The organism is Pseudomonas sp. BJa5 (genome assembly GCF_030272875.2).
Taxonomy (GTDB): Bacteria; Pseudomonadota; Gammaproteobacteria; order Pseudomonadales; family Pseudomonadaceae; genus Aquipseudomonas.
Genome location: NZ_JALRNG020000003.1, coordinates 126,970 through 140,200, shown reverse-complemented (window position 1 = coordinate 140,200; position 13,231 = coordinate 126,970). Strand labels below are relative to the sequence as shown.

13 protein-coding genes and 1 riboswitch are annotated in these 13,231 nt (G+C 65.5%); of the genes, 11 read left to right on the top strand and 2 right to left on the bottom strand.

Annotated features, from left to right (window positions below; genetic code table 11):
* Nucleotides 1-278 precede the first annotated feature (278 nt).
* The 5 genes from M2D63_RS02880 (at nucleotide 279) to M2D63_RS02860 (ending at nucleotide 4,703) form a co-directional block, all read left to right on the top strand.
* Nucleotides 279-1,328 carry a DUF2066 domain-containing protein gene (locus tag M2D63_RS02880; RefSeq protein ID WP_285861274.1) on the top strand — a complete coding sequence of 350 codons (1,050 nt, stop codon included), beginning with the start codon at nucleotides 279-281 and terminating at the stop codon, nucleotides 1,326-1,328.
* Nucleotides 1,329-1,353: 25 nt separating this feature from the next.
* Entirely contained in the window at nucleotides 1,354-2,427 is a 1,074-nt protein-coding gene (locus M2D63_RS02875; RefSeq protein ID WP_285861273.1) for an AI-2E family transporter, read from the top strand.
* A gap of 157 nt (nucleotides 2,428-2,584) precedes the next feature.
* On the top strand, nucleotides 2,585-3,289 hold the full coding sequence (gene hda / locus M2D63_RS02870; protein ID WP_285861272.1) for a DnaA regulatory inactivator Hda: 705 nt from the start codon (nucleotides 2,585-2,587) through the stop codon (nucleotides 3,287-3,289).
* Nucleotides 3,290-3,405: 116 nt separating this feature from the next.
* On the top strand, nucleotides 3,406-4,038 hold the full coding sequence (locus M2D63_RS02865; protein ID WP_285861271.1) for a C40 family peptidase: 633 nt from the start codon (nucleotides 3,406-3,408) through the stop codon (nucleotides 4,036-4,038).
* Between the two features lie 134 nt (nucleotides 4,039-4,172).
* Nucleotides 4,173-4,703 (top strand): C40 family peptidase, encoded by a 531-nt coding sequence (locus M2D63_RS02860; RefSeq protein WP_285861270.1) that lies wholly within the window; start codon nucleotides 4,173-4,175, stop codon nucleotides 4,701-4,703.
* 122 nt (nucleotides 4,704-4,825) lie between these two features.
* Here the strand turns inward: M2D63_RS02860 and M2D63_RS02855 are convergent, their stop codons facing one another.
* Together M2D63_RS02855 and M2D63_RS02850 are read right to left on the bottom strand one after the other, a co-directional pair.
* A complete protein-coding gene (locus M2D63_RS02855) occupies nucleotides 4,826-6,142 on the bottom strand; it encodes a sorbosone dehydrogenase family protein (protein ID WP_285861269.1) in 1,317 nt (438 codons plus the stop codon).
* A 78-nt stretch (nucleotides 6,143-6,220) separates the two neighbouring features.
* A complete protein-coding gene (locus M2D63_RS02850; protein WP_285861268.1) occupies nucleotides 6,221-6,799 on the bottom strand; it encodes a hypothetical protein in 579 nt (192 codons plus the stop codon).
* Nucleotides 6,800-6,948: 149 nt separating this feature from the next.
* A riboswitch (cobalamin riboswitch) is annotated at nucleotides 6,949-7,173 on the top strand.
* A gap of 165 nt (nucleotides 7,174-7,338) precedes the next feature.
* On the opposite strand from M2D63_RS02850, the gene cobO reads away from it, so the two are divergent.
* From cobO to M2D63_RS02820, 6 genes are read left to right on the top strand one after another with little or no spacing between them, the layout of a single operon-like run.
* Nucleotides 7,339-7,950, top strand: a complete 612-nt coding sequence (cobO, locus tag M2D63_RS02845) for a cob(I)yrinic acid a,c-diamide adenosyltransferase (protein WP_285861267.1) — start codon at nucleotides 7,339-7,341, stop codon at nucleotides 7,948-7,950.
* Nucleotides 7,947-9,242 (top strand): cobyrinate a,c-diamide synthase, encoded by a 1,296-nt coding sequence (locus M2D63_RS02840; protein ID WP_285861266.1) that lies wholly within the window; start codon nucleotides 7,947-7,949, stop codon nucleotides 9,240-9,242. The genes cobO and M2D63_RS02840 overlap by 4 nt, the downstream gene beginning before the upstream one ends.
* Entirely contained in the window at nucleotides 9,239-9,886 is a 648-nt protein-coding gene (bluB, locus tag M2D63_RS02835; RefSeq protein WP_285861265.1) for a 5,6-dimethylbenzimidazole synthase, read from the top strand. Before M2D63_RS02840 ends, bluB begins: the two co-directional genes overlap by 4 nt.
* Nucleotides 9,886-10,794 carry an adenosylcobinamide-phosphate synthase CbiB gene (gene cbiB / locus M2D63_RS02830; RefSeq protein WP_285861264.1) on the top strand — a complete coding sequence of 303 codons (909 nt, stop codon included), beginning with the start codon at nucleotides 9,886-9,888 and terminating at the stop codon, nucleotides 10,792-10,794. Before bluB ends, cbiB begins: the two co-directional genes overlap by 1 nt.
* Complete coding sequence (cobD, locus tag M2D63_RS02825; RefSeq protein ID WP_285861263.1) at nucleotides 10,787-11,779, top strand: threonine-phosphate decarboxylase CobD; 993 nt, start codon at nucleotides 10,787-10,789, stop codon at nucleotides 11,777-11,779. The genes cbiB and cobD overlap by 8 nt, the downstream gene beginning before the upstream one ends.
* Nucleotides 11,776-13,230 (top strand): cobyric acid synthase, encoded by a 1,455-nt coding sequence (locus M2D63_RS02820; protein WP_285861262.1) that lies wholly within the window; start codon nucleotides 11,776-11,778, stop codon nucleotides 13,228-13,230. The genes cobD and M2D63_RS02820 overlap by 4 nt, the downstream gene beginning before the upstream one ends.
* Nucleotide 13,231: the final 1 nt, after the last annotated feature.

The window sequence follows — 13,231 nt, the reverse complement described above, 5'->3', positions numbered from 1 at the left end:
GGTATTCCGGCTGCCTGACCGTCGCCGGTCTGCGAAGGCGCGCGATTTTATCAGGGTTGCCCGGTAGCGGCCATCCTCAGGCCGACGGGCAGGGCCCAGATCCGTTAAAAAATATGCTTTCACGGTGTCCGACTGGTTGCCAGGGCGCAGGCTGTATAAGGTATAGCAAGGCAATGGGATGAATTTGTCGGCGCTGACCGAATGTTTTGCAGGGTGCTGCGGTCTATGGGCAACTGCCCGCAAGCATCGCTTCTTTATTACCAGGACAGGAATCCTTCATGCGTTTGCGAAATTACCTGGCCGTTGGCTGTCTGGCCTTCTGGGCACTGTCGGCCCAGGCCGAAACCCTCTCCGGCCTGTATCAGGTCCGCGAACCGGTCGAGGGGCAGGGCGCCGAAGCCCGCGCCCAGGCCACCGGAAAAGCCCTCGAGACCCTCGTGCTGCGCCTGACCGGCGACCCCAAGGCGGTGCAGGGTCCGGCCCTGGCGGCGCTGCGCAAGGATCCGCAGCAGATCATCAGCCAGTTCGGCTTCGAAGCAGGTCCCCCGCAAACCGTGCTGGTGGATTTCGATCCGGGCAGCACCGAACGCACCTTGCGCCAGGCCGGCCTGGCCCTGTGGGGTAACAACCGGCCCTCGATCCTGGGCTGGTGGTTGAACGACAGCAGTGAAGGTTCCAGCCTGGTCGGCGACGGCCAGGGCAGTGCCGAACCGCTGCGCCGCGCTGCCCGGCACCGCGGCCTGCCGCTGCGCCTGCCGCTGGCCGACCTTGATGAACAACTGGTGGCGACGGCGAAGAACCTCGAAGGTTCGGATCCGGCGCCCTTGCGCGGCGCTTCCGAGCGCTACGGTGCCGATGCGCTGCTGGCCGTGCATGCCAGTGAGGCCGATGGCAAGTGGCAGGGGACCTGGCACCTGTGGCTGGGCAACCAGCGCGAGCAGGGCAAGGTCGAAGCTGCCGACCAGGCGGCCCTGACCGATGCCGTGATGCTGGCGGTCAGCAGCCGCCTGGCGCCGCGTTTTGTCGCTCGTCCTGGCGCCAGCAGTGAAATGCAGGTGCAGATCCAGGGCATGAACCTGGCGCGCTATGCCGAACTCGGCCGGGTACTGGAGCCCTATGGCGCACGCCTGAACCGGGCCCAGGGCGATACCCTGACCTGGCAGCTGACCGGTAACCCGGATCAACTGCGCGCCCAGCTGGGCCTGGCCAAGCTCCAGGAGCTGCCCGCCGAGCCGCCGGCGCCGCAACCTGTGGTCGACCCGGCCAACCCGCTCGCCACCCAGGCTGCTGTGGCAACACCCTTCAACGGGCTGCGTTTTCGTTGGTAACCCCTGACCTGGCCTGGAGCCGTTCATGACTGATATGCGTCGCTGGGTGTGGCTCGGCGTGGTGCTATTGTGCGCCGCGCTGCTGTACTGGCTGCACCCGATCCTTTCACCTTTTCTGGTCGGCATCCTGCTGGCCTACCTGGCCGACCCGCTGGTCGACCGCCTGGAGCGTGCCGGGTTGTCCCGCACCTGGGGCGTAGTGCTGGTATTCACCCTGTTCACCCTGCTGCTGACCCTGTTGCTGCTGGTCCTGGTGCCGATGCTGGCCAGGCAGCTGGTCCGGCTTTACGAAGTGGCGCCGCAGATGCTCGACTGGCTGCAGCACGACGCCTTGCCCTGGGTGCAAATGCGCCTTGGTCTGGCCGAAGGCTTCTGGAAGTTCGACAAGATCAAGGCCGCCATCAGTGCCCACATGGGTCAGACCACCGATATCGTCGGGGTTATCCTGTCCCAGGCCACGGCGTCGGGGCTGGCACTGCTGGGCTGGCTGGCCAACCTGGTGCTGATCCCGGTGGTGAGCTTTTACCTGCTGCGCGACTGGGACCTGATGATGGCCAAGATCCGCAGCCTGCTGCCGCGCCAGCGCGAAGCGCGGGCGGTGGCCCTGGCCGGGGAGTGCCACGAAGTGCTCGGCGCCTTTGTCCGTGGCCAGTTGCTGGTGATGTTGGCCTTGGGCGTGATCTATGCCTCCGGCCTGATGCTGGTTGGGCTGGAACTCGGCCTGCTGATCGGCCTGCTGGCGGGGCTGGCGGCCATCGTGCCTTATATGGGGTTCATCATCGGCATCGGCGCGGCAATGATTGCCGGCCTGTTCCAGTTTGGCGGCGACCCCTACCCGTTGCTCGGCATTGCTGCGGTGTTCATGGTCGGCCAGGTCCTGGAGGGCACGGTCCTGACGCCGCTGCTGGTGGGGGATCGCATCGGCCTGCACCCGGTGGCGGTGATCTTCGCGATCCTGGCCGGCGGCGAGCTGTTCGGCTTCACCGGGGTGCTGCTGGCCCTGCCGGTGGCGGCGGTGATCATGGTGCTGTTGCGCCACGTGCATGACCTTTATAAAGAGTCGGACATCTATGCCGGCGATATCGACCCGGATCTCTAGGTTGATAGCCAAGTGCTTGCATCGGTTGTCACCTGCCGATGCAAGCCTTTGATTTTGCTTGTGGTCCACGCCGATTGTGCGACCGGCGCCACGGGTATAAACTTTGCAGACTTTTCACAAAAGGCCCCTTGTGGTTCTTCGGATCCGCCCAGCCAGCATGAAACCGATCCAGTTGCCCCTGGGTGTGCGTCTGCGTGATGACGCCACCTTCATCAACTACTATCCGGGTGCCAACGCCGCCGCATTGGGCTACGTCGAGCGACTCTGCGAAGCCGACGCCGGCTGGACCGAAAGCCTGATCTACCTCTGGGGCAAGCAGGGTGTCGGTCGTACCCACCTGTTGCAGGCCGCCTGCCTGCGTTTCGAGCAACTGGGCGAGCCTGCTGTCTACCTGCCGCTGGCGCAACTGCTCGACCGCGGCGTCGAACTGCTGGATAACCTGGAACAGTATGAACTGGTCTGCCTGGACGACCTGCATGTGATTGCCGGCAAGCCGGAGTGGGAAGAGGCCATGTTCCACCTGTTCAACCGCCTGCGTGACAGCGGCCGGCGCCTGCTGCTGGCGGCCTCCAGTTCGCCGCGGGAACTGCCGATCAAGCTCGCCGACCTCAAGTCGCGCCTGACCATGGCGCTGATCTTCCAGATGCGCGGGCTGTCGGACGAAGACAAGCTGCGCGCCCTGCAACTGCGCGCTTCGCGTCGCGGCCTGCACCTTACCGATGAGGTCGGGCATTTCATCCTGACCCGCGGCACCCGTAGCATGAGTGCATTGTTCGACCTGCTCGAACGCCTCGACCAGGCCTCGTTGCAGGCTCAACGCAAGCTCACCATCCCGTTTTTGAAAGAAACTTTGGGCTGGTAAGGCAGGCACTAGAGCCTCGCCACATAAAAGTCACATTTTTTTCGATTGAATTTGCAAATCGATGCGATAGAGGGCATAGTCGCGCCTTCACTAAATCAAAAGACACGGTCGTGCCCATGCTAAAGCGCTTCGCACCCCTCGTGCCCCTCGCACTTGTGACCCTGCTTTTTGGCTGCGCGGCCCATGGCCCAGTTTCGCAGCAGCAGGCTCAACAACCGGTGGCCACCCAGGCCTCGGCCAAATCCTCCAGCGCATCGCTGTTCGAGGAAGAGCTGGCCACCGAAGAAGATCTGCATAATTTCGCCAGCAGCAAGCCTTACCAGCTGCCGGCCCTGGCCGACAACATCCTCGAGCGTGGCATGTCGCTGATCGGTACCCGTTACCGTTTTGGTGGCACCTCCGAGCAGTCCGGCTTTGATTGCAGCGGTTTCATCGGTTATCTGTTCCGCGAAGAGGCCGGCCTGAACCTGCCGCGCTCGACCCGCGAAATGATCAACGTGAATGCTCCGCTGGTTGCTCGCAACAACCTCAAGCCAGGCGACCTGCTGTTCTTCAGCACCAATGGTCGCGGCCGCGTGAGCCACGCCGGGATCTACCTGGGCGACGATCAGTTCATCCACTCCAGCAGCCGCCGCAGCGGTGGCGTGCGCATCGACAAGCTCGGTGACCGCTACTGGAGCAAGACCTTTATCGAAGCCAAACGTGCACTGGCCATGGCACCGACCGAGACCGTTATCTCGCGTAACTGATCATGAGCCTTGCAACCTCACGGCGACGTAGCTGAAAAGCGCGTCGCCGTGCGTGTTTACAGAAAGCGTCTAATCTAAATTCTCACCTATTTTCCCGCTCACCCCGGGACGGCTTCAGACAGGATGTTCTGACCATGGCGATTCAGGCGCGCTTCGCTCTCCTTTCCCTGCTGGCACTGCTCGGTGCCTGCTCTAGCCATGCCCCGACCCCGTCCAAGGTAGTCGAGCCTGTGGTCATGGCGCCTCAGGTGTACTTTTCTCCAGTTGCCGACGATGTCCTGTTCCGGGCCCTGGGTTTGGTGGGTACGCCCTATCGCTGGGGCGGCAACACACCGGATTCGGGCTTCGATTGCAGTGGCCTGATCGGTTACGTCTACCGTGACGCAGCGGGTATATCCTTGCCGCGCTCGACCCGGGAAATGATCGGCATTCGTGCGCCGAACATCCAGCGCAATGACCTGCAGTCCGGTGATCTGGTGTTCTTTGCCACCAATGGCGGGTCCCAGGTCAGTCATGCCGGGATCTATGTCGGGGAAGGGCGTTTCGTCCATGCGCCGGCCACCGGTGGCACCGTTCGTCTGGATTATCTGGCCAACAGCTACTGGCAAAAAGCTTATCTGAATGCCAAGCGCGTGCTGCCCCCTGCGTTGGCGCGCATTCCCTGAGATGTGAGATCAACTGTCTTTGTGGGGGTGGGCCCCGTTGTGATGTATGAGCTACATCGCATCGCGGGGCAAGCCCGCTCCCACAGCAGTCCAGGTGGGAGCGGGCTTGCCCCGCGACAGGGTTACTTCACCTTGCTCACCCGCCAGATCGTATTGCCCACATCATCGGCCACCAGCAATCCCCCACGCTGATCGTTGATGACCCCCACCGGTCGCCCCCTGGCTTTGCCGTCAGCGTCAAGAAAGCCGGTCAACAGGTCGATCGGCTTGCCTGCCGGTCGGCCGGACGTGCTGAAGGGCACGAAAATCACCTTGTAGCCACTGTGCGGCTTGCGGTTCCAGGAGCCGTGCTGGCCGATGAATGCGCCTTGCTCGAACGGCGGCGGTAGTACGCCGGGCTCGGCGAAGGTCAGGCCCAGTGAGGCGGTGTGCGGGCCTACGGCGTAGTCCGGGGCAATGGCCGAGGCCACCTGTTGCGGATCCTGTGGATTGACCCGCTGGTCGACGTTCTGGCCATAGTAGCTGTATGGCCAGCCATAAAAACCGCCGTCCTTGACCGAGGTGATGTAGTCGGGCACCAGGTCGCTGCCGATCTCATCGCGCTCGTTGACCGCCGTCCACAGGTGTCCGGTGTGTGGCTCCCAGGCCATGCCGTTGGGGTTGCGCAGGCCCGAGGCGAAAATGCGCGTTTGACCGCTGGCCGGGTCGATTTCCCAAATCGCGGCGCGGCCTTTTTCCTGCGCCATGCCGTGTTCGCCGACATTGCTGTTGGAGCCCACTGTCACGTAGAGCTTCTTGCCGTCGCGGCTGGCGATCACGTTCTTGGTCCAGTGGTGATTCAGCCGCCCACCGGGCAGCTCGGCTACCAGTGTGCCAGGGCCCGTGATCGCCATGCTGCCGGGCTCATAGTGAAAGCGCAGCAAGCGATCGGTATCGGCCACGTAGAAGTCGTTGCCCACCAGGGCCATGCCGAAGGGTGAGTTGAGGTTGTCGATGAAAGTGGTGCGGATTTCGGCCACGCCATCCCGGTCGCTGTCGCGCAACAGGCTGATGCGGTTGGGGCTGGGCACGGCGGCGCCAGCACGGCCCATGGCCTTTTTCATCACCCAGCCCCGTATTCCCTTGTTGTCGTCAGGCTTGGGCGGGGCGTTGGTTTCAGCCACCAGTACGTCGCCATTGGGCAGTACGTACAGCCAGCGCGGGTGATCCAGCCCTTCGGCGAAGGCCGCCACCCGGGTGCCGGGTGCCGTCGAAGGCCTGGCGCCCCGGGGCCAGCCCACCGCCGGGGCGATGTTGACGGTTGGAATCAGGGTCTTGTTCGGCTCGGGGAGTTGGGGGGACGGACCGTACCCGTCACTGACCTGCAGGCGGGCGGTTTCGCCGCAGCCGCTCAATCCAGCGCTCATTGCCAGCAGCAGCGCTATCGGAGTCTTGCCCATTGTGGTGACCTCACGAAGTTGGCCTCTTTGGCAGTAGAGGACGGCCGCGTTCGCGAGGTTCCCTTGGTGGCGGGCGGATCAGGCCTGCTTGAGCAGCAGGGCGACCCCGGGGTGATACTGCCCGGCTTCGTTGTGCAACTTGCGATAGGCGTACGGAAAGTACCAGGCAATGGCACAGGCGGTGTGCTTGTGCAGGTCGTCGACCAGGTCCTGGAGTTCTTCGGGGCTGGCGTGTTGGCCGGCTTTCCAGGGGCTGGCGAAGAGGGCGGCGACTTTCAGCTGGCTTGGTGCTGCGACCTGGCGGGCGGCTTGTACGGTTTCGGCCAGGGCATTGGCCAGGTCAAGCCGGGCGATCCGTGGCCAGCGCTGGCTGGCCTGCAGGTAGGCGGCTTCTTCGCGGCTGGCGATATACAGGTCGCAACGACCGTCGCGATCACCGTCTTCGCGCTGCTTCTTGCTCTGGTGCTGCGCCAAGGTCACCAACTCGGCTTGCCAGGCCGCCGCTGACAGCAAACCGAGGTTGGCCTGGGCGCCGTGCCAGTAGGCGGCTTCGCCATCGCCCAGCACCTGGTTGAATCGATCGATGCATTCGACCCAGCGTTCCAGCACCGGACGCAGGAATTCCAGGCGTGTGTTGTTGATGATCAGGCCTTGCATGCTGCTCTCTCCTTTATCATTGTGATCGAGTACAGCCAGTTTATGGCTATTTGATATCACTGAAATCAGGGTGACACAAGATGACAAGGTCGCCATTGATCCAGGCCGGTAGGGCGCCTTTCATTGACGCTCCCGGTGCAACCCTCTAACCTTCGCGACTTGTTTCAGGTGCTCTGTGGGCTGTGGCCTGGCAGGGTGAAACAGGGAAGCCGGTGGGCGCGCAAAGGCGCGCGAATCCGGCGCTGCCCCCGCAACGGTAGGTGAGTCAAGGCCGCGCATGGCCACTGGGTGCCCGCACCCGGGAAGGCGCGCGACCCGGGTGTTCATGGCCCCGCTCACAAGCCCGGAGACCGGCCTGTCACAGTCAACGGCATCACGGAGGGTGATGCGCGGTTTCTTCGGCTTCGTGCCGCAGCCCTGCGCGTTTCTCCGTCTGCCTTATCCATTCATCTGTTGCCCATCCTTCGCCGCGAAACCTGTGCAGCCCCGTGCTGCTACGCTCGTTGCGGTTGGCCGACAGTGGTTTGCGGAGAACTTCGATGACTGAATCCACCGAGCGTGACGAACGCCACCTGGCCCGTATGCAGCGCAAGAAGGCGGTAATCGACGAGCGTATCGCCAACGCCCCCAACGAGTGCGGCCTGCTGCTGGTGCTCAGCGGCAATGGCAAGGGCAAGAGCAGCTCGGCCTTCGGCATGCTGGCGCGGGCCATGGGCCACGGCATGCAGTGCGGCGTGGTGCAGTTCATCAAGGGCCGCAACAGCACCGGTGAAGAGCTGTTCTTCCGCCGCTTTCCCGAGCAGGTGCGCTATCACGTGATGGGCGAGGGCTTCACCTGGGAAACCCAGGACCGCCAGCGCGACATCGCCGCCGCCGAAGCCGCCTGGGCCGTGTCCCGGCAGATGCTGCAGGACCCGAGCATCGCCTTCGTGGTGCTCGATGAGCTGAACATCGCCCTCAAGCACGGCTACCTCGACCTCGACCAGGTACTCAGCGACCTGCAGGCGCGCCCGCCGATGCAGCATGTGATCGTCACCGGTCGCGGGGCCAAGGACGAGATGATCGAACTGGCCGACACCGTCACCGAGATGGGCATGATCAAGCACGCCTTCCAGGCCGGCATCCGTGCCCAGAAGGGCGTCGAACTATGAGTCTGACCCGGCACTGCCCGGCGGTCCTGATCGCCGCGCCGGCATCGGGGCAGGGCAAGACCACGGTGACCGCCGCCCTGGCACGCCTGCACCGTAACCAGGGGCGCAAGGTGCGGGTGTTCAAGTGTGGCCCGGATTTCCTCGACCCGATGATTCTCGAGCGGGCCAGCGGCGCGCCGGTGTACCAGCTGGATCTGTGGATGGTCGGTGAACAGGAAAGCCGGCGTCTGTTGTGGGAAGCAGCAGGCGAGGCCGACCTGATTCTGATCGAAGGGGTCATGGGCCTGTTCGACGGCACGCCGTCGAGCGCCGACCTGGCGCGTCACTTCGGCGTGCCGGTGCTGGCGGTGATCGACGGCACGGCCATGGCCCAGACCTTCGGCGCCCTGGCCCTGGGCCTGGCGCGCTACCAGCCCGACCTGCCGTTCGCCGGGGTGCTGGCCAACCGCGTCGGCACCCTGCGTCATGCCCAGTTGCTCGAAGGCAGCCTGACCGAGGGCCTGCGCTGGTATGGCGGCCTGTCGCGGGAAACCGGCATCGAACTGCCGAGCCGCCACCTGGGCCTGGTCCAGGCCAGTGAGCTCAATGACCTGGACCTGCGCCTGGACGCTGCTGCCGAGGCCCTGGGAGCCAGTTGCGAATCGTCGTTGCCGCCACCGGTGGCGTTCGCGGCGCCGAGCGAGTTGAACATCGAGCCGTTGCTCGAAGGCGTCACCATTGCAGTGGCCCGGGATGAAGCCTTTGCCTTCACCTATGGCGCCAACCTCGACCTGCTGCGGGCCATGGGCGCTGAGCTGGCGTTCTTCTCGCCGCTGCGTGACGCCTGCCTGCCAGAGGCGGACAGCCTGTACCTGCCGGGCGGATATCCGGAGCTGCACCATCAGGCGCTGGCCGCCAATGCGCCGATGCTCGGCGCCATTCGCGCCCACCACCAGGCGGGCAAGCCCGTGCTCGCCGAATGTGGTGGCATGCTCTACCTGCTCGATGCCCTGACCGATGTGGCCGGCGAGCGTGCCGAACTGCTGGGCCTGCTGCAGGGCGAAGCGGTGATGCAGAAGCGCCTGGCTGCCCTGGCCCTGCAGGCGGTGGAGCTGCCCGAGGGCAACCTGCGCGGGCACACCTATCACCACTCCCTGACCAGCACCGCGCTGGAGCCGATCGCTCGTGGCCAGAGCCCCAATGGCGGCCGCGGCGCCGAAGCGGTCTATCGCTGCGGGCGGCTGACCGCGTCCTACGTGCATTTCTATTTCGCCTCCAACCCCCGGGCGGCGGCGGCGCTGTTGGCACCATGAGCGACCAGGCCTTTACCGATGCCGAGCGCGCGGCGGTGTATCGCGCGATTGGCGAGCGCCGCGACATGCGCCATTTCATCCCGGGTGAAGTGGCGCCCGAGCTGCTCGCACGCCTGCTGCAAGCCGCGCATCAGGCGCCCAGCGTCGGCCTGATGCAGCCCTGGCGCTTTATCCGGATTACCGACCGCAGCCTGCGCCAGCGTATCCAGCGCCTGGTGGAGGAGGAGCGGGTGCGCACCGCCCAAGCGCTGGGCGAGCGTTCCGACGAATTCATGCAGCTCAAGGTCGAAGGCATCAACGACTGCGCCGAATTGCTGGTGGCGGCGTTGATGGATGACCGCGAGAAACACATTTTCGGTCGCAGGACCCTGCCGGAAATGGACCTGGCGTCGCTGTCGTGCGCCATCCAGAACCTCTGGCTGGCCGCCCGCGCCGAAGGGCTGGGCATGGGCTGGGTGTCGCTGTTCGAGCCGGCGGCACTGGCCGCGCTGCTGGGTATGCCGGCAGGTGCCAAGCCACTGGCGATCCTCTGCCTGGGACCGGTCCAGGCGTTCTACCCGGCACCGATGCTGGCCCTCGAAGGCTGGGCGACGGTGCGGCCCTTGAGTGACATGCTGTTCGAAAACCAGTGGGGAGAGTCTTGATGAGTGTGGCGTTGCTGAGTGTTGCCGGCGTGGCGCTGGATGCGCTGTGGGGGGAGCCCGAGCGTCGGCATCCACTGGTGGCGTTCGGTCGCCTGGCCGGGCGTCTGGAGCAGCGTTTCAATGCCGGGGGGCGCGGTTGGCGCAGCCATGGCGTCACCGCCTGGTTCCTGGCGGTAATCCCCTTGACCCTGCTGATTACCGTGCTGTCCTGGCTGCCCTATATCGGTTGGCTGGTGGAGGTGCTGGCGCTGTACTGCGCCCTGGGCCTGCGCAGCCTGGGTGAACACGTGATCCCGGTGGCCAGCGCCTTGCGCAGCGGTGACCTGGAGCAGGCACGTCAGCGCGTCAGCTACCTGGTCAGCCGCGAAACCCGCGAACTGGACGAAACCGCCGTGGCCCGGGCTGCAACCGAATCGGTGCTGGAAAACGGCAGCGATGCGGTGTTCGCCGCCTTGTTCTGGTTTATCGTCGCCGGTGCGCCGGGGGTGGTGCTCTATCGCCTGAGCAACACCCTGGACGCCATGTGGGGCTATCGCAACGAGCGCTTCGAGCGCTTCGGCTGGGCGGCGGCACGCATCGACGATGTGCTCAACTACATTCCGGCACGGCTGGTGGCCCTGACCTACGCCGTGCTCGGCAAGACCCGCCTGGCCCTGAGCTGCTGGCGTCGCCAGGCGCCCTTGTGGGACAGTCCCAACGCCGGCCCGGTAATGGCGGCCGGGGCGGGGGCGCTGGGGGTGGAGCTGGGCGGACCTGCGGTCTATCACGGCGAACTGCACGAGCGCACGCGCCTGGGCGAAGGCCCGGCGGCTGACGCCGACGCCATCGAGCGCGGCTGGCGTCTGGTGTGCAAGGGGGTCTGGTTGTGGCTGCTGTTGTTGTGCCTGGGAGCGGAACTCTATGCTTGAACACGGCGGGCGCCTGCAGCGCGCCATCCAGCACTACGGCATTGCCCGGGAAGACTGGCTGGACCTGTCCAGTGGCATCGCCCCCTGGTCCTATGCCATTCCCGAGATTCCCTTGCGTGCCTGGGCGCGCCTGCCGGAAACCGATGACGGCCTGGAACAGGCGGCGAGCGCCTATTACGGCGCCGAATCACTGCTGCCGGTCGCCGGCTCCCAGGCGGCGATCCAGGCCTTGCCGCAGCTGCGTGGCCGGAGCAAAGTCGGGGTGTTGTCGCCGTGCTATGCCGAGCATGCCGAGGGCTGGCGGCGCGCCGGTCATGAACTGATAGAGCTTCGGGAAGACCAGGTCGAGCAGCAGCTCGACAGCCTCGATGTGCTGGTGGTGGTCAACCCGAACAACCCCACTGGCCGGCTGGTGCCCGCCGAACAGCTGCTGGACTGGCATGCCCGCCTGGCGTCTCGTGGCGGCTGGCTGCTGGTCGATGAAGCCTTCATGGACAACACCCCGCAGCACAGCATCGCCGCGCACGCCGATCGCCCCGGGCTGATCGTGCTGCGTTCGTTCGGCAAGTTCTTCGGCCTGGCCGGTGTGCGCCTGGGCTTTGCCCTGGCCGAACGCGCCTTGTTGTTACAGCTCGCCGAACTGCTGGGCCCCTGGACCGTCAGCGGCCCGACCCGCATTCTCGGCCAGGCCTGCCTGCTCGACACCGCCGCGCACCAGCAGCAGATCATCCGCTGCACCGAGGCCAGCCAGCGCCTGGCGCGCGTGCTCGGTGCTGCCGGCTTTGCCCCAACCGGAGGCTGTGACCTGTTCCAGTACCTGGTCAGCGACCAGGCGCTGCGGCTGCATGAGTTCATGGCCCGGCGCGGCATCCTCCTGCGCCTGTTCACAGCGCCATTGAGCCTGCGCTTCGGCCTGCCGGCCAGCGACCAGGATTTCCAGCGCCTGGAGCAGGCCTTCAACGATTATCGCAAGGAACACCCATGAGTACCCTGATGGTGCAGGGCACCACCTCCGATGCCGGCAAGAGCACCCTGGTCACCGCCCTGTGCCGCTGGCTGCTGCGCCAGGGCGTGGCGGTGGTGCCGTTCAAGCCGCAGAACATGGCGCTCAACAGCGCGGTGACCGCCGACGGCGGCGAGATCGGCCGGGCCCAGGCGGTCCAGGCCCAGGCGGCGGGGCTTGCGCCGCACACCGACATGAACCCGGTGCTGCTCAAGCCCAACAGCGACACCGGCGCCCAGGTGATCGTCCACGGCCGCGCGGTCACCAGCATGAATGCGGTGGCGTACCACGACTACAAGACCATCGCCATGCAGGCGGTGATGGCCTCCCACCAGCGCTTGAGCGCCGCGTATCCTGTGGTGATGGTCGAAGGGGCCGGCTCGCCGGCCGAGATCAACCTGCGTGCCGGCGATATCGCCAACATGGGCTTTGCCGAAGCGGTGGATTGCCCGGTGATCCTGATCGCCGATATCAACCGGGGCGGCGTCTTCGCCCACCTGGTGGGCACCCTGGAGTTGCTGTCGCCCAGCGAGCAGGCGCGGGTCAAAGGCTTTGTCATCAACCGTTTTCGCGGTGACATCGCCTTGCTGCAGCCGGGCCTGGACTGGCTCGAAGCGCGTACCGGCAAGCCGGTGCTGGGCGTACTGCCCTATGTGATGGACCTGCACCTGGAAGCCGAGGACGGCATCGACCAGCGCCAGGGCGACAAGGCGGCGCGTGCGCTCAAGGTGATCGTGCCGGTGCTGCCGCGGATCAGCAACCACACCGACTTCGACCCGCTGCGCCTGCACCCGCAGGTGGACCTGCAATTCATCGGCCCGGGCGACCTCATTCCCCCCGCCGACCTGATCATCCTGCCCGGCTCCAAGAGCGTGCGCGGCGACCTGGCGCAACTGCGTGCCCGTGGCTGGGACCAGGCGATCGCCCGTCACCTGCGCTACGGCGGCAAGCTGCTGGGCATCTGTGGTGGCCTGCAGATGCTCGGCCAGCAGGTGGATGACCCGCTGGGGCTGGAAGGCGCGGCGGGCAGCAGTGAGGGCTTGGGCCTGCTCGATTTCGTCACCGTACTGGAAGCCGAAAAGCAGCTGCGCAACGTCAGCGGTACCCTGGAGCTGGAACAGGCACCGATCGGCGGCTATGAAATTCATGCCGGGGTCACCTCTGGCCCGGCGCTCGAACGGCCGGCGGTGCGCCTGGCGGACGGTCGCTGTGACGGCGCCATCAGCGCCGACGAACAGATCCTCGCCACGTACCTGCACGGTCTGTTCGAAAGCCCGCAGTCCTGCGCGGCGCTGCTGCGCTGGGCCGGCCTGGCGGACGTCGAGCTGATCGATTACCAGGCCCTGCGCGAGCGCGATATCGAGCGCCTGGCCGACCTGGTCGAGCAGCACCTGGATACCACGCGCCTGCGTCACTTGTGCGGACTGAACTGAC